Origin of the sequence: Veillonella parvula (assembly GCF_032577575.1) — a bacterium.
In the GTDB taxonomy this organism is placed as follows: Bacteria; Bacillota; Negativicutes; order Veillonellales; family Veillonellaceae; genus Veillonella.
In genome coordinates this window covers 138,417-155,924 of sequence record NZ_JAWFVO010000003.1, presented here as the reverse complement: position 1 = coordinate 155,924, position 17,508 = coordinate 138,417, and the positions used below count along the sequence as shown (strand labels likewise).

Genomic DNA, 17,508 nt, shown 5'->3' with positions numbered 1-17,508 from the left:
GGTCCTCCTTACTTAATCTTTCTAATATGTCTAAAGAAATATGTCCAATATTCGTAGGCCACTACATTTGAAAGTTTTTGTTTGTCGAGCCCTACTATATCGACTAATTCAGCAGGAATTTCGTAGTATGTTCCACTTTCACCAGATTTTGCCAAACAAGCTGCCACTAATGTAGGAGCATCAAAATCAATGATATACTCCATCAAGTTAACACGCTTTGTTTCACTCCGCGTATAAGCATGCTCTAAATGGAACTCACGCAAGTTCTTTTCAATAACTCTAGGCTCATTTTTCTTTTGTCCTTCTGCCTTCTTGTCTTCCAAGAATTGTTGTAATTGCTTATGACCAGTTTCATGATTTGTACCAAGTTCAGTCAATAGTACAGATGCAAAATGCTTAGATACACCACTTCTAGACATAGTACGTTTAATATATGTATCTACATCGTGAGCAGCACGCAAACGAGCATTTACAATAACTTGTTTTTCCAAAACCTTTTTAGCAATTTCTTGTGTTGGCGTATGTAAAGATTTGAGCTTAGGTGCTTCTTGCTTACCTAATTTCACCATCTTGAACTCGCCAGGAGTCCATAAACGGCCTTGACCATAGCCCTCTTGAAGTCGAGTACCCATGCCGTTATACAAGATATTTTGTAGTTTATCTAGATCATCTTGAGACCAACCAGATTCCTTTACAAGCTCTACGATACTACCAGCAGATGCAGACGCTTCAGCACTACTACGAACGCCCCAAATACTATTAAAGCTTTGCTCCTCTTGATAAGAGGCAAACACAGTACCTACAGAGATATCTGAACCAATCGGTTGTACTGCTTGTGCTACTACATGACTAATAGATTCATTGCCTAACACTAATGGCGTATGAAGTCGCACATATACAGAGTTACCAATATTTACTGGCGTTGGAACAACTGTAATATCACCAATTTCAACGAGACAATGACCATATTCAGTACGACGAGAGCGACCGATATGACAATCCAACTGTTTAGGGAATTGACGAACAAACTCTTCTAATGCAGCTTTAGGCCCCACCACAGAACCTACAAATACTTGATTTGGCTCAATGTATTCATAATTAAAGATATTACCATCTTTACTGCGACCTTGCACACGTTCTTGCTCTAAGGAACGAGACATATGTAATTTAATAGCCGTTTCAATTTGTACAGGACTACATTCTTTGCCATCTACAATGACAAAACCTTTAACACCTTTAAAACCCAAAAGATCTTTACCCGTGTAGAAGTCTACGGCATCATCACTGGCATAGCCTTCTGCATTTTTGTTCTTTTGTAAGCTCAACGGTGCTGGGAAGGACGTACCTTTTGGCGTATGCTTATAAGCAGCAACAAATCGTAAGTCACCATAGAATAACTTCATAAAATCCTGGTTTTTATGAGCTTCTCTACCAAGTTTATGAGAGGAAATAAACTGAGAAGCAAAAAGACCGCGCAATACTCGACCATCAATAGAGCCACGTGTAGATGTTAATACACCTGCCGTGGAGGAATTCGCAATAAGCGTTGGGGATTTAACGGTAATCGTAATATTTACTTGTTCCATAATGTACCCCCTAAAGATTCTAAATCAAAAGATGTGTCATCAATTATGCATTCCACTTGACCAAAGCCACGATTACGTTTACCACCAATGCCAGTCAAATTACGCACTGCACATGCTAAAATCAATCGTTCTAATTCCGTCATATCTTCCACATCGATTTGACCACTGAAAGCAAGACCTCTATTGAGAACGCGAGAGTTATGCAACGTCCCCTCTAGTGCTGTACCTGTTACTTGATCGATAGATGTGTAATAACGCATAGATGTGTACTCTTCGAGGACACGTTCCTTCGTAAACACTGCTGGATATTGCTCTTCAAGAGCCGCTAATTCACTAGCTACCACGTCATAATCAGCAATTGTTAAATTAGAAATAGATAATCTAGGGTTATCCTCTGCACCTTCAAGGCGATTAAACAATACCTTTACATCATCAATAGTAAAGGTATTCAAACCTACGGCATACATCATTTCAGCTACTTCAATGGCACTTTCATATAAAACACCACGCACACGTTTAGCAGGAATAAAAGGAATTCCATAACGATCATGGACGATAGTGCTGTCCGTGTTGACATCGCCTTGGCCAGACATAAGCATCGTTGGCGACAATAATTTAATAGTTAATGTGTACATACTTACTCCAATCCAGGCAAAACATAATCCATTAATTCTATGGCATCAACATATGGCGTACGCATTTTACCATTTACCTTAGCCCACAGTTTTTCTTTGAAAGCATCCCAACCAAATACAGTAGGCATAAATTTATTAGTGTTGCGCAGCTGCTCGAGGAATACAGTCCACATATGTTCATTATCTTGTAATACAGAACGCAATTCTTTGACCTTATTATGAGCCAGCAAATCACCTGAATATGCTTTATCCTTAACCAAAATAAATTGATGTGTACACTCTAATAATTTTGAAAGAGCAAATATATCTTTTTCAGCCTCAATATTATCATTAAACACTTGATATGGCCCAAAATGCATATTACCGGTTAAGCTACTATATTCATTAGCGAAAAACTGCTCCAAGGTAGGTGCTGTTTCACCATGAAGGAAGGCAAAATCCATCCAACAAGACTCATTAACCTTGTGCACCGCATTATATTCACGCATTTTAGATTTAGCGCTATCGCAAAGCTGCTCTGCCATTTCATAGCCTCTAAAGAATGGGTAAGACGTAGGAATTACAGCAATACCAGCACAAGAAGAGATGGATATGCCGTTCTTATCACTCAAGAGTTGTTGCATTAAATAGTGAGAGGCTTGCACTGCAATACGAGCATTGCAAATAAAAGTAATATCATCGCCACCAATGATAATCGGACGGATTGGCAACATATTCTTAGACAATTCGAGGTTTTCATCAAGAATATCGTATTTATCAATAATCCATTGCACCAATGCTTTAAAGCTCTCCAATGTCTTTGTAGCTACACGTTTAGAAAGAGCACTGCGTTCTTCTAATGTTTTACATTGTCTAAAGTGAGCACCCATGTTATTACCATCGATATGAACGATAGCAATATCATTGATACCTGTTTTACTCTTTTCGGTAGATTGGTTTTGACCTAACTCTTCAAATTCAGATGGAAATACCCAATCAGTCGTTTCCGTACCAAATAAGTCTATTTTTAAACGGCTATTCGCAGCCTCAAAGGCTTCAAACTTAGCTGTGAAGGATGTAGCAACTAAGCGCTTGTCATCACCAAAGCTTTGCGTTGTATCTGCTACATCACCACTGAAATCACAAATGGTTGTCAAACCTGTATTGGCAGGATGCACAATTAGATTCAATGCAAATTGATTAGCTTTCAGTTGTTTATATAATTTGCCGAGATCTGCAGAAAACTGTGTTCCATCAAGAGTAATGTAACCAGTTGTGGCACCTACTTTTAGACCTGGATACTGCACCAAAACTTGAGTCGTAAATTTCTTAACAATATCTTGAACCAAACTTTCATGTTTATCATCTACAAGAACCAGAGCATTACCGCCGCCAATATACGCAACGTATATAGGTTTTGGAAGAGATGTAATGCTGTCACTACGTGTCAACCAGGATATAGTGTCAGCCTCTACCCCAAGCTTATTGATAATTTCTTTACACAGTACATCCTCAAACAATCTATCCACAATAAACGATGCTCCAACATTGGCCTTCAGTTTATTGTTAGCAAAAATATACTTTTGAATAGACTGCACATCAAACAATATGGCATTTACTTGCATAGGCTCACTCCTTACCTATTAACACAACATTTATAAATGACAATATTCTCGAAATTGAACAAACTGAAAGTTGACGATTTTCTCATTTATGCCTGCTTCGTAAGATTCACTCACCAAGCGCTCACTAGTGGCCGCTAATACAGTAATTCCCACTGCTAATAGTCGTTCCACTAAAGCGTGACAGTATACAAATTCCCCCTGGCACAAGACAGCCTGTGGATTAAGACTTATAATCCTCCCTGCATATTCCTGTACTAGCTGCCCAATTTCACCAGATGGTAACGCTGGATCAATGAGGGGAAATGGTATATCTACCACCTCACCATATTGATGAGCTGCTGCCAACTGTTCATCCGACCAATATTGAGAAGGATGATTCGTATGATTGATAAACATAACCACTCCTCACTATACAAACTACAAAACAAAATTCATTTATTATTCATCTTTAATAATAGCAAATCGTATAAAAAAAATCACTCATAAATACATGATTTATGAAAGATTTTTCATATTTTATAAATTGTATATAATTACACGAATGTATAGGCTGATACCATATTTTTACATATACATCGGCCCCTACTATCAAGATATATTCTCAGATTTTTCAATATCTACTGTTTCACCTAACGATTTGAGATATGAAATAAAAGCTTGTATTTCTTGTTGAATCCATTTTCTTGGTGCTAGATTATCAAGGCGAGAAAGCTCCGCTTTCATATAGTCCTCATAAAGCTCCACCCATTCCTTATTGGTCTCTTTAGATAAAAAACAACCTCGTTCTGATAGATCAAAATCTTCAGGGAGTATCATATGACGATTCAATAGTTTTAATACAAAGCGATCGATTATATCTTGTCTAAATATATCCATTACATCGTACACTAAACTATCCTTTCGATTATTCGTGCTATGTAGAACACCTATGCGTACATCTAAACCAGCAGTCAACAAACAGGCACGTACTTCCCGTTCTAAAAACGAATAGCCATAACTCAAGATAGCGTTAACAGGATCAGGGCTAGGATGACGTCTACGGCCAGAAAATTCCCATGGTTCAGATAATACATGTCTTAATACAGAAAAATAAGTCCTAGATGCTAATCCCTCTATACCACGTAATGTGTCTACTTTTTTTGTTCTTTCTACACGTTTCAGCAACGCTTGCATCGTTCTATGTACGGCCACAAAATTTGGAATGCATTTACTCTTTTTGTACTGATTCAACAAGGCTATCTGACCTTTAATCTTACGTCGCACAATATATTTGGCCCCATCTAAGGCAAATTCTTGATTTTGAAAGCATGCTACTTGCCACAACAAACGTTGTAAAGTCGTATGCTCATCCCCTAAGGTCCCTACAAGCTGATACTTATAATCTACAAACTGAATGAGAGAACCTTGCTTCACTAAAGAAAACATAACCTGCGTAGAAATTTGAATCGTTCGGCCTAATACAAGATTTGATACAGTCGCTATAGGAATTTCTTTAATAACAGAATGATCTTTTTCAAGTACTAACAATCCTCCATCTTGTCGTATCGATATACCAGGTGTCATTACATATAAAGTTTCTAACATCACAACCTCCTACAAAATTAAATGATCAACATCTTATCCTCTGTTAATGGAATCATTTTATTACACCATATAGGTGTCTTAGCTGTGTCAGAAATAGAGACGATGAGGAGACGCCGTGTTTCATCCCCTTGTGTTAGCACCTCGAGCTTTTTGGCAATCGTTTCTACTCTAACGTGAGCATGAACACATAAAAACACACTATACTGTACGCGGTAACAGAAGGATTCTAAATACTTAACTACCTTATTTCTAATTTTAGTATCGGAAATATCATAAGAAATAAGATACTGCATCAGAACCTCCTGTATCTTTACTTTCTACCATTAATCAGAGAATCAAAAATCATAAGCAATACAATCCCACACAAAAATATCCCTATGAAGCCAGTCATTCCATTTACTCCTTTACTAAACAACAATCATTGAATCCGGTTTTTCACCATAATTATTAGGATCTTCATTCCCTGGCATCAGCACTAAACCAATTTTTACAAATCCCATTATTTTAGCCAAAGTGGGCTCAAAAATAGCTATTATAGCGGCCACAATATAAATACCTGCTAGATAAGTTGGCCCATTTAAATCATGAATACGACGCGATGCAATAGCTAACTCTCGAACAACAGAATACCCTATGATTGACCAACCCAATACCCAGAAAAACTTTGATACAGGGGCAAGACTAATACAAAGGCCCCCAAGATAGCCAATACCAATAATCATCAACAAATTCATAAAATAAGAGCGACGATTCATACGCCCTGATAAGGACAACATAGACTTTAATTCTTGCTGTAAATTTTCCATAATACCCTCCTTAATAATCATTCCGTGATGGTAATATAAACCACACCAATAAAGTTAAAAACAACATTGCCATATACTACCTCCTATATAAGACCAATTAAACTTGTTGAGTTCATTATACGAATCATACTGAAAGTAAACTAATCAGAAAAACTAGGAACAAAAAAAGAACTGTATCTTTGTGTGATATACACAAAAACACAGTTCTTTATTATTATGTAATTTTTAAGTTAGATATTCCCATTCTTCGACGCATACCGTAAACGGTAAGAGCTGTTGCAACTGTAAATTTACCTAAAGCTACTGAAATTGATAAAGAGTTTCAATACCGTAAACGGTAAGCTGAATCCTTTATCACCTTCGTTTTACCTTTACTTCGTTCAGGTACTTGAGATGTGCGGACCTCATCGTCGCTTTGATTCTCTGCTGTCTCGCACCCTTCTGCGCATACCGCAAACGGTAAAAGCTGTTGCAACTGGGTAGGTAATTACTGTTTCTGAAGACCCAATGACACCGTTTCAATACCGTAAACGGTAAGCTGAATCCCTTATCACCTTCGTTTTACCTTCACTTCGTTCAGGCACTTGAGATGTGCGGACCTCATCGTTGCTTTGCTCCTCTGTTGTCTCGCACCCTTCGGCGCATACCGTAAACGGTAAGCACTGTTGCAACACAGCATACCTCAGAAAGCCAGTATTCATGGGGCTTAAAATTAAGTTTTGGCAAACCTCACACCGTAAACGGTCAGATTGAGCTCCCATTGGATCAAAAATACCGATAAGCATAAGTAAATACTGGTGGTAAATGATTTTTCTAAGGTTACAGTAATTATAAGGGTTTCTCGATTTTACGTCAATATTCTTTATCGTTTTCTTTCTGACTTATGGCTTATTTTTAATTAAATGTAGATAGTATCTAAGTTTAACAACTTTTAACTTAATTTGAATACCTAAAAAAGGATTTAGTCTATCTACTACATATAAAAAGACCTATCCATACGATATCATATGAATAGGCCTATATACAATTATATTCCATCATTATTTCTACTATTAATCCTCAAGATACCAAGCGAATATATACAACAATAATAATCCTATTAGAGTTGACATGTACACCTCTCCTATACTCAATCAAATAATTCGTCTAGTACAAAATCTACTGCTTCATCAACAACTAGTTCTATTACTAGATCCAATAGTTCATCCATATTTTCACCTCATTACAATTAAAACCTTTTAATACAATCCTTAAAACTTACATCTCCTGTTTTCTACTAATTTATATTGTAACAATTGTTTCATACTATTTTCTCCTTGTATTAGTCCTCAAATAATTTACATACTATTAATCCTACGGCAAAACCTATATATGGATACATACTATCACCTACCTTTCTTAATATATCAACCAACAACTAGTCATCAGACTTAACGGCTTGATATACGGACACACCTAATAATACACCTGCTGCAAAACCTTCCCATGCGGCTGCGGCCGCTGCTGCTGCAAATAATGGTAGCATATTAATTCCTCCTAAAATACATATAAACAAAACAAATCCTTTGACATTTACAATTTCAAATATCCAATTCTACAAGTCATTCATTACCTCCCAACTCATATGACTAAATTAACTATCCATAGTATAACCTTATCAAAGATACAATTGAATTCATAAAAACTAAGGCGAACGACCATCTCTATAATTCAAGTATTTCCCTTTGGGCTACAAAATCATTATAAAATGAAAAGCGACAAGTCCATATTCAAAATAACTAAGACACAAAAAAAAGAGTGGATCTTTAGATTCACTCTTTTGCATTAAATATGAAAATACACAATCATAAACAGTAAGTACTATTGTCTTATCACCCTTGTTTTACCTTCACTTCGTTCAGGTACTTGAGATGTGCGGACCTCATCGTCGCTTTGCTCCTCTGCTGTCTTGCACCCTTCGGCGCATACCGTAAACGGTAAGTACTGTTGCAACTTGCATGATATGGGCGAAAAAGAAACACATCGTCTTAAAACGTTTCAATACCGTAAACGGTAAGTACTGTTACAACTGTGTGTATTGACGATACAGAGGCATCTTTAAATGGAATGTTTCAATACCGTAAACGGTAGGTACTGTTGCAACCGGTAGAGGAGAATAATTATGAAATTCGTATATAAGTTTCAATACCGTAAACGGTAGGTACTGTTGCAACCGAAAAGAAAATACATGCATCCGAAGAGACTGTTCATGTTTCAATACCGTAAACGGTAAGTACTGTTGCAACCATAAATATAAAGAAGCATACCTACCGAAATCAAAGCGTTTCAATACCGTAAACGGTAAGTACTGTTGCAACACGTAGAAAAATACTATTGAACAATTTAATTTTTCGTGTTTCAATACCGTAAACGGTAAGTACTGTTGCAACTAAAAAATCCGGTACTATTTTGCAAAGGAGACTATCAGTTTCAATACCGTAAACGGTAAGTACTGTTGCAACCAACTCATTAAAGGCATTTTAACCCCAGCAATTCAAGAAGTTTCAATACCGTAAACGGTAAGTACTGTTGCAACTGGGAATGAATCAGAACTAGATGGCCAAAGTTATCATAAGTTTCAATACCGTAAACGGTAAGTACTGTTGCAACATAAATATACTATCCGACTTATTAATGCTGATGAGCTTTGTTTCAATACCGTAAACGGTAAGTACTGTTGCAACTCTGCAGAACCAATACAGAAAATTACTTGACCTTTATGTTTCAATACCGTAAACGGTAAGTACTGTTGCAACAGTGTCTCTCAGAAAGCCAGTATTCATGGGGCTAAAAAATAGGTTTTGGAAAACCTCATACCGAAAACGGTCAGTTTGTGCTCCCCTTAGATTAAAAATGCTCATGAACATAGGTAAATACTGGTGGTAAATGATTTTTCTAAGATTACAGTTATTATAAGGTTTTTTGAATTTGGCGTCAATATTCCTTATCATTTTCTTTTTTAATCATCTTAGCCAAATACAGATAAAACTTATATTCAGCAAATTTTATAATACATTTATTACAGTAGAAAATGATTGTGACCAAATGTTACATATATAAAAGACCTACTCATATGAGACATCATATGAATAGGTCTAATTAACATCAGATTCAATTATAATGATCAAAATTACTCCTCAACACAAACATGAACTAAACCAAACTCAACAAATAGTTCCATACAAACACCTCCTCCTATACTAAAAGCCTGAAACAACAAAAGTACAATTACATATCTACACGACTAATCTTTCTACACATGTTACCTCCTTATTATATGAACTTAAATTAACCATCTAAAGTATGAACTAATCCGGTCTACCTATGAGTTCATAAAAGTAGAACGAATCTTTGGTTTTATGAATCAAAAGGTATTTTATTTAGGTTACAAGGTTATTATAAAATGTGAACCCATATATCCCTATTCAAGAAAACTAAGACGTAAACATAAATTTTAAGATTCGCTTATATATCTATTATTTTACTATGGGCTAGGCTCTATGTAATTTATATAAAATTTGGTATAGTATTCATAAAAGCTTCATTTTTAATTCTCGATTCTCTAGGAGCCATATTATGGAACATCATATTTACCTAACATTTTTAAGCACCTTACATACGAAAGATAATCCATATAATCCGCAAAAGCTAGAAAAAACAGTTGTTAATCTTACTGAGATAGCTCCCTTTGATGTCATCCGTCAAACCAATGAATCCGCTTTAAAGTATCTTTTACATAATAAAAGAAAAGAGAACTCTGCTTTCAAATTAGATAAGCTATTCTTTTTTAAATCACCAGAAATGGAGAATACGTTTAAAGAATCTACCATATCAAGCCTAAACGTATTTGAAGAGCAAATGTGTGATTATATCAATAAAACCAGTATACCTATTACGTGGGACCCAGAAACAATTAATTATATAGATTGTGGTGACATCGACTATATAGACAATCTAAAGGACAGCATCATAGATATGTCTCAAGCTATAATGGAATATTACAAAAGCAAGTCATCTGACGACAGGGTTATCTTACATGTAGACTTATCTGGTGGCCCACGAACTGCGATTATGCTGATGATTGCCATCATTAGACTAGTAGCTTTTCAAGGTATTGAAATTGGATCTATTTTATATGCCAATGTAAATGCAAATAACAATAGCATAGTGCGAGTATATGAAGGGAACTCCATCTATAATATTTACGATATGATTACAGGATTTGCTGAGTTCAACCAATTTGGTAGTGTTGATACATTAAAAAACTATGTAAACACCTTAGATAACCCCGATGTCCAAATCAAAGAACTAATCTCTAGCATGGGAGATTTTTCAGAAGCCGTTCGTCTATCTAGTCGCGGTATATTCCAAAGATCCATGGAGGACATTCATAAACTTTTAACAGATATCGAATCCTCTAAACAAGAAATACCTGCAAATAATAGGGAAAACCATAAAAACTTTGAAATTGAGGCACTCAAATTAATGAGTGGCAAAATTCAAAATAACTATAAAACAGTGCTAGCTAATAAAGAAGACGATTTAGCATACATTGATTGGTGCCTAGCTAATGGTTATCTACAGCAAGCCTTAGCACTATTCGCTGAATTTGTACCTCGTGCTATTTTAGAATCTAAAATGATTATTTTAGACGACACAATCTTCCCTACAGACTCAGACAATGAATTGAGTGCCTCTATGGAGAACTTTAATACGATTAATGAGTATACCGCCAAAACAATGGAAATCGTAAACAATAGAGCGACTAAGATTAATAATAAAATAAAAAGCGTATTACTGAAATACTTTAGTGGTGATTTTTCAAAAGAGTCTAAGCAAATTATCCAACGAACATTAAAAAACAAGAAAAATAACATTAGCACTAACATTACTAGAGAGGATACACAATACCCTAAATTTGAAGAGCAACTAATAAACGATATTAATCAAATAATCTTAAAAGAAGCAGAAAAAGAGCCACATAATTATTTGAAATACAAAACGTTTACCAATAATAATGTTAATGTGCCTAGTAAGCTACTGCGACTTATCAGTAATATAGGTATAAATACCAAATCTATTGTAGGTATAAATGAGTTCAGTAAAGATATTAGAAGATATTTTACTGCTGCACTTGTACATCAATTAAAAGAAATTAAAGATTTACCTAGCGATGTTGTAACAGTTAATGATCAATATGAAATTACACTTAACGACACTAATAAACTCTTTAAGGTAAGAGATGCATTTATTTCAATCTTCACGAACTCAAACAATGATGATATATATCGTTTTCTATTTGCTAATTTTGTATCATATCAATATCCAATAGATTTATTTCCCCATCAACTTTATGGTATAGATGGACTCACACTTAATTCAGTATTAAAAAGCAATCCAGAAAAAATAACACAAGTGGCTCGCATATTAAACCTGTATAGAACATTAAAAGGTAGTCGAAATGATACGGCACATGCACGTGAAGAAAAGCGGGGCCAGTTTATTGAAAGTGAAGACATAAAAAGAGAGTTAAAACAATGTCTTAATGATATTCGTGAGGTTCGTGAGTATATCTGTACGTATAATCAACAATAATTTCATAAAAACTAAAAGGCTATAGATTATTACTATCTATAGCCTCTTATATTAAATATCCTATTTTCTACTCAATTCTCTTGCCATTGCCACACATTTACGCATCTCATCTAGCAATTCTTGTGAAGTAGTATATTTACATAATGCTTCTTTATTTGCATGATTACTATCATTACGTGCTTTTTTTATCTCAAAGTATTGTTCAATAAACTTCATAGTCTTAGCTATATCATCTAATAGAACATGTGGAATGTACACACCAGAGACCTCAAATAAAGGAACCCCTCTATGATTAGGCTTTTGTTGTGATAACAAAAGCTCAGCCGTAGTAACCGCACTATCTTTAGTATCTGGTAACTGATGCATAATCAAACTTTTATAAGCCTTATATTTCTTTTCTGCAATTAAATGATTTAATATAGCATTACACACCACATTACGCGCTAACATACTTGTTTTTTTCAACCTAAATGAAGAATTATCTGCATCACAAATAATATACTCTTTAAATTCCTCTTTACTTAAGACTTCAGATATTATATTTTTACGTAATGACTCTAAGATATTATTAAAGGTTTCTACATTCTCTGCACTTTCAAGAATATCTTGCAAAAACGAGATATATTCTAATAATGTATAATTTTCAGCATATCTATCGTCTTGTAAATAAAGTGTAAACTCATATTGATTTAAAAGAACCTCACATTTTTCTCTAAGTTTAGTAGTTTCTTCATCCACCATCAGATGAATACGTTCTTTCTGCTTTTGGAGGTCTCTTTCAACAATTTGTATTTTCTTTTTTTCGTTTCTTACGAATTTAATATAATAAGTAATTACTTTATCGATATTAGGAGCTACTTTATCTTTTTTTGTATTTATCATAGCCGCCAAGTTTTGCATACGAGCGTTATTAATAGAATTGAATAAGCGCATAGGCATAGACCGTACATCTTTTTCAGAAGTTTTTTTATCATGATCGGGCATGACTACATTATAAAATGTACTAAACTGGATATGATTCCCCGCTCTATTCCATGCTTTTATAGCAGCTTGTAGCAATCTCTTTTCTTTATTCTGTAGGGTATCTTCATAATATGCATTAAACACAAGTGGATTACACTCTATAATACCTTTATCTACTGCGTATTCCGGTACATATTCACAAAATAAGGTAAGTGCTTGTTGTAAATAATCATGATCTAAACACCAGTCAATATAGGCTAGTTCATCAGAAGCATGATTGCGATGATGTTGTAAAAGTGTAGTATACGACTGCTCAATAGGTTTGTGCAATAATTCAATCAATTCTTGGTCAAAGGTCTTATTGTTATCTGTATTATTTGCCATGCTACGTACTAAGGCTAAGCTATCATCAAGACGAGCTATAGATTTTTCAAATGCTCCACGGCTTGAAATATTAATAGCTTCTGAAAAGCTGTCCATAGCTTTTAGCAATTTTTTTGTAGCTGTAGCAGTCGATTCAATATTACCTGTTCCAATATTTTCAGGTGACTTAAAGTAAGTATTTAATTTTTTGGCACTACCAAATAGTTTAAACTCTTCAAATCCTGCAATAATATCAAATAGCTCATAAATATCTAGCACTTTATGAACTGTAATTTCTCCTGGGCCGTTCTCAATCTCCTTATAACCAGAGTAATATACATCATCAACAATGATACCATGATAGGCGAGCAGTCTACTAATAACAAGGAGAATCATAGCTGCATTGCGTGGGCCACCAGTGATATCCATATAGAGGCGGACCTCATCTTTATCATTGGTGAAAGTATCTTTAAAGTCAAGAATCTTCTTTGACATCTCAATGATGCTAGACTTAATACGACTAATATCATCTAAGTCTGTACCACATGGGACATGATCAAGAGCATCTAAAAAGGCCTGCTCATTGTGGCCCATCACGTTATAAAACTTACACATTTGATTAACAAAGATATCATAAGATGATGGGCTATTACTTTGATGTGCCATTACACCATCAGTACATAATAAATATATCTTATCAAAGGATATATCTCTTGTTTTTTCATCCTTCCATGTATGGTATAAAATATATTTCAAAGACGACTCATTCGTGGCAATGCTACTACGAATAGCATCTTCCATATCTGTATTTACAATCGTCTTTATACTCGTATTAGACACCTTACTCAAAAAAGATAAAAATATATTATGAATTGCCATAGCTTTCACCAAACCTACATTAATTGATTAACTACACTTGGTCATCCGTGCATTATCAGAACCTAACCTCGAATTTTATCCTTACATTTTATATTGTATCATGTTATATTCATAATTAAGAATTATTTTGTACAGTCGAGAATGTACATATTTAAAAGGGAGTCAATAATGGCAACAACAACTAATTATCTAAATGATTTAGCTAGTATGCGCCAATTTATCCGCAGCTTAACCTTCGGGAACCATAATAGAGGTAAAGCAACAGTTCGTGGTATCAAAGAAAGTCAGCACGACGATGTGATTCGTCGCCTTGATTATTTTGATATCATACGTCACATTTACACGCAAAGAATTGGGAAAACATCCATTCATCATTTGGCAAAAGATGATTTTATAGATGGCTATAATTATCTTAACAATTTATATGAATTATATGCTGCCGTTCCAGAACAAATTTATGTACAGCTCTGCATCTTATCATATATTGGAGCAAACGATGATGTAACTATTACAGATTTATATACTAATTTAAACCAAGAACCATACTTGGATCACTATATTGATTTAGTAAAAAACCTATATGAGCAACGAAATAAAAAACAAGAGCCCCCTTGCATTATTGACCAACAATATATTCAACGCCAAGTAAAGACTTTAGAAATTTTAGGTGCTATCACCAAAACAGAGCTCACAAAAGGCTATACATATTCAATAAAACCAACTATTATAGAGGAACTATCAAAACAGCAGTTGCAAGAGCTAGCAATGGCAGTATTCTTTTATACTAATGTTTCTATTACTTCAGCAGCAGGTCATATCTTACTCAAGAAAATTATGTATTTAATTAATGACTTTTCTTTAAAAGACCAACAAAAGTCTATGTACTATGACTTTAATAATACATATTTTTCTTTCAAGGATAATAATCCAAATAATGTAATTGATGGAGATATTTTCTACCCTTTAGCCGATGCCTTACATCGACAAAAAAAGGTGCGTCTATCCTTTTATGAATCTGGGAAACCTAGGGAAATCGTTAGTCCATTAGCGTTACAAACCTATTATGGGGAAAATAAAAATATGCTATGTAGTATTAATAATGGACGTATCCAATGGAATCGTATTGATCGCATCAAGTCTCTTGAGGTTACAAAATATAACAGTACTAATACTGTACCAAAAATACAAACAAGAGATAAAACATTTGATACTTGTATCATTCACTTCTTGACCTTAAAAGATTATGAGTTGGTCTACGATAAATTTATTCGTCATTTCAAAGAGTCACTAACAATGCTCTCAAGAACAGATGAATATATAGAATTGCAACTAGAAGTACCAGATGCATTACAATTATTACCGCAATTACGTAGCTATTTACCTTATGTATATATTACATACACAAACAAATCCAGTATTAAGGATAAATTCTACAATAATTTATACGCCTCTTTAAATATAGATTTTGTAGAACCAGAAGGATATAAAAAGCGAAAGAAAATTAATCGATTTCTTCATCCACTCCAAAGAAAAGAATCTGATAATAACAGAACTAAAAAAGACAAAGACTTAGATGGTACCTATGTATCATCCGTTTTAAACGATATCAATGCTATTACCTTTACGACACAATACCAATTGCAATTAGACTTAATTAATGGTGTTGTCCATACAAAACAAGATATAGAAGGATTAATTAATCATCGTAGGCTGCTCACGCCAGCCCCATACAAAAAAACATTGCGGAATGATGATTATGAGCAATTCCTAGCCGATGCATTAGTAGAGCCGAATGAAAATGGCGAAGAGGTTGAGTCTATTCTTCCAGATTTACCTCTTGTTATTATCTCTGATGCTGAAAGAATGTTCTTAAAGGACCTCATTTCTGATACTCGAGCTAACTGGCTGCTTTCACCAGAGCTATGTCAAATATTATCTACTGAATTAAAAACTGTAGACACTACCTTTCCAAAAGGATCATGGACACGTGTTCCAACCATGACAAACGATACTCCGTTAACAATGCAAGTAATCACCCAGTGCTTACAAGCTATCCAAAATAACGAACGTATCATGATTCAAGATAAGGAGCTATCTCCTTGTCGGATAGAATACTCTGTAGGAAGCAATGGCTATACGCTTATTGCCTATGACCATGCAACGGATACCTTTTTAGACTATCCACTACGCAATGAATCTAATATCATAAAAACGGCTGCACCACGACTAGAAAATATAGAAACTATATATGCTAACTATAGAGATGAATCAAAGCGAACCGTAACATTTACCTTGCACGATGCAAATAATGCAGTTGATCGTTGCTTTAACTATTTTAGCAACTATACAATTCAAGCTAAAGATATCAACGATGAAGAGTTTACCATTGAAGTTAGCTATCTTCCCTTCCAGGAAATAGATATCTTACGACATTTATTAAAACTAGGCTGTGCAGTCCGAATTACAGATGATAGTCCGTTAAAAAAGCAACTAGAAACAATTTATAAAACAGCACTCATTCATGCCCCTAGTATCTAATATTTATAAAATTATATGATTAAAAGGACCTAGTCACATATCTCTATGCACTAGGTCCTTTAACTTTCTTGTATCCAAATCAAAATCTACACCAATTATACAATAATACTATGTACTAAAACTTAACGAATCCAAAAACCCGAGGTCACTTACTACGCTCTGTTCGAGATAGTATGAAGCCGGACATATGATTAACTGTCTATACAATTTAACAAAATAATTACTTTTCTAATCCAATTCTATACTTACTCAAAATATCACCACCTTACAAACTTTAACCGATCAACATACATAAATAAAATTACTCTTCAAGTGCATCAAGCACCGCTACTAACACTGCTACTGCAGAATCCACTGCTAAAGGCGACATAACATCCCTCCTATCATTACAACTAAATATACTATTATTAGAATAATCCATTCCTATTAACGTTCATATACTACCTCCTATACCTAACACTATACATATTTTCTACAATCCCCAACAAGCTACCAATGATTTAATACAAAACTAAGATACCCTAAGCATATTAAAATTATTACCGCTTATCGGCTACATCTTTAGTATAGGATGAAATCTAATATAACCAAATTCAAAAAAACTAAGACTAAAAAAACGAGTGAATCAAAAAATTCACTCGTTTTCTATTAGAAATGAAAATATAGTACAACCCCTTATCACCTTTATTTGCCTTCAATCTGTATAGATAACTGCAGTATGGGGATTTCATCGTTGCGCTGTGCCGCTTCTACCTCACAGTCTGCGACATATATCATAACGGTAAGTACTGTTGCAACATGCAAAAAGAATCATTGGCGAAAACCGAAACATACTTGAAGTTTCAATGCCGTAAACGGTAAGTACTATTGCAACGAGAATTATTATGTGTGTTATCGCAGTTTATGAAGCGTTTCA

10 protein-coding genes and 2 CRISPR repeat arrays (1 of these 12 cut by a window edge) are annotated in these 17,508 nt (G+C 34.6%); of the genes, 2 read left to right on the top strand and 8 right to left on the bottom strand.

What is annotated here, in order from left to right; genetic code table 11:
- Window positions 1-8: 8 nt before the first annotated feature.
- From E7K77_RS06515 to E7K77_RS06485, 7 genes are all read right to left on the bottom strand, one after another.
- Window positions 9-1,586: a hypothetical protein gene (locus E7K77_RS06515; protein ID WP_325306230.1), complete on the bottom strand. Its 1,578-nt coding sequence runs from the start codon at window positions 1,584-1,586 to the stop codon at window positions 9-11.
- On the bottom strand, window positions 1,574-2,221 hold the full coding sequence (locus tag E7K77_RS06510; protein WP_325306231.1) for an RAMP superfamily CRISPR-associated protein: 648 nt from the start codon (window positions 2,219-2,221) through the stop codon (window positions 1,574-1,576). Before E7K77_RS06510 ends, E7K77_RS06515 begins: the two co-directional genes overlap by 13 nt.
- Window positions 2,222-2,223: 2 nt before the next feature.
- A complete protein-coding gene (locus tag E7K77_RS06505) occupies window positions 2,224-3,825 on the bottom strand; it encodes a Cas10/Cmr2 second palm domain-containing protein (RefSeq protein WP_325306233.1) in 1,602 nt (533 codons plus the stop codon).
- 30 nt (window positions 3,826-3,855) lie between these two features.
- Window positions 3,856-4,221 carry a CRISPR-associated protein gene (locus tag E7K77_RS06500; protein WP_325306234.1) on the bottom strand — a complete coding sequence of 122 codons (366 nt, stop codon included), beginning with the start codon at window positions 4,219-4,221 and terminating at the stop codon, window positions 3,856-3,858.
- Between the two features lie 192 nt (window positions 4,222-4,413).
- On the bottom strand, window positions 4,414-5,409 hold the full coding sequence (cas1, locus tag E7K77_RS06495) for a CRISPR-associated endonuclease Cas1 (RefSeq protein ID WP_316692774.1): 996 nt from the start codon (window positions 5,407-5,409) through the stop codon (window positions 4,414-4,416).
- A gap of 17 nt (window positions 5,410-5,426) precedes the next feature.
- The gene (gene cas2, locus E7K77_RS06490) at window positions 5,427-5,702 is read right to left on the bottom strand and encodes a CRISPR-associated endonuclease Cas2 (protein ID WP_316692773.1); all 276 of its coding nucleotides are present in this window, start codon (window positions 5,700-5,702) and stop codon (window positions 5,427-5,429) included.
- A gap of 114 nt (window positions 5,703-5,816) precedes the next feature.
- Entirely contained in the window at window positions 5,817-6,215 is a 399-nt protein-coding gene (locus E7K77_RS06485; RefSeq protein ID WP_316692772.1) for a DUF805 domain-containing protein, read from the bottom strand.
- A gap of 1,958 nt (window positions 6,216-8,173) precedes the next feature.
- Window positions 8,174-9,010: a CRISPR direct-repeat array (repeat unit 35 nt; unit sequence GTTTCAATACCGTAAACGGTAAGTACTGTTGCAAC).
- Window positions 9,011-9,830: 820 nt separating this feature from the next.
- Here E7K77_RS06485 and E7K77_RS06480 point away from each other — a divergent pair.
- The gene (locus E7K77_RS06480) at window positions 9,831-11,849 is read left to right on the top strand and encodes a hypothetical protein (RefSeq protein ID WP_322352813.1); all 2,019 of its coding nucleotides are present in this window, start codon (window positions 9,831-9,833) and stop codon (window positions 11,847-11,849) included.
- A 60-nt stretch (window positions 11,850-11,909) separates the two neighbouring features.
- On the opposite strand, the gene E7K77_RS06475 is transcribed toward E7K77_RS06480, so the two are convergent.
- Entirely contained in the window at window positions 11,910-14,054 is a 2,145-nt protein-coding gene (locus E7K77_RS06475) for a TM1812 family CRISPR-associated protein (protein ID WP_325306235.1), read from the bottom strand.
- Between the two features lie 168 nt (window positions 14,055-14,222).
- Between E7K77_RS06475 and E7K77_RS06470 the strand changes: the two genes are divergently transcribed.
- Window positions 14,223-16,592 carry a hypothetical protein gene (locus tag E7K77_RS06470; protein WP_325306236.1) on the top strand — a complete coding sequence of 790 codons (2,370 nt, stop codon included), beginning with the start codon at window positions 14,223-14,225 and terminating at the stop codon, window positions 16,590-16,592.
- A gap of 839 nt (window positions 16,593-17,431) precedes the next feature.
- A CRISPR array of direct repeats spans window positions 17,432-17,508; the repeat unit is 35 nt; it runs 387 nt beyond the window's last position.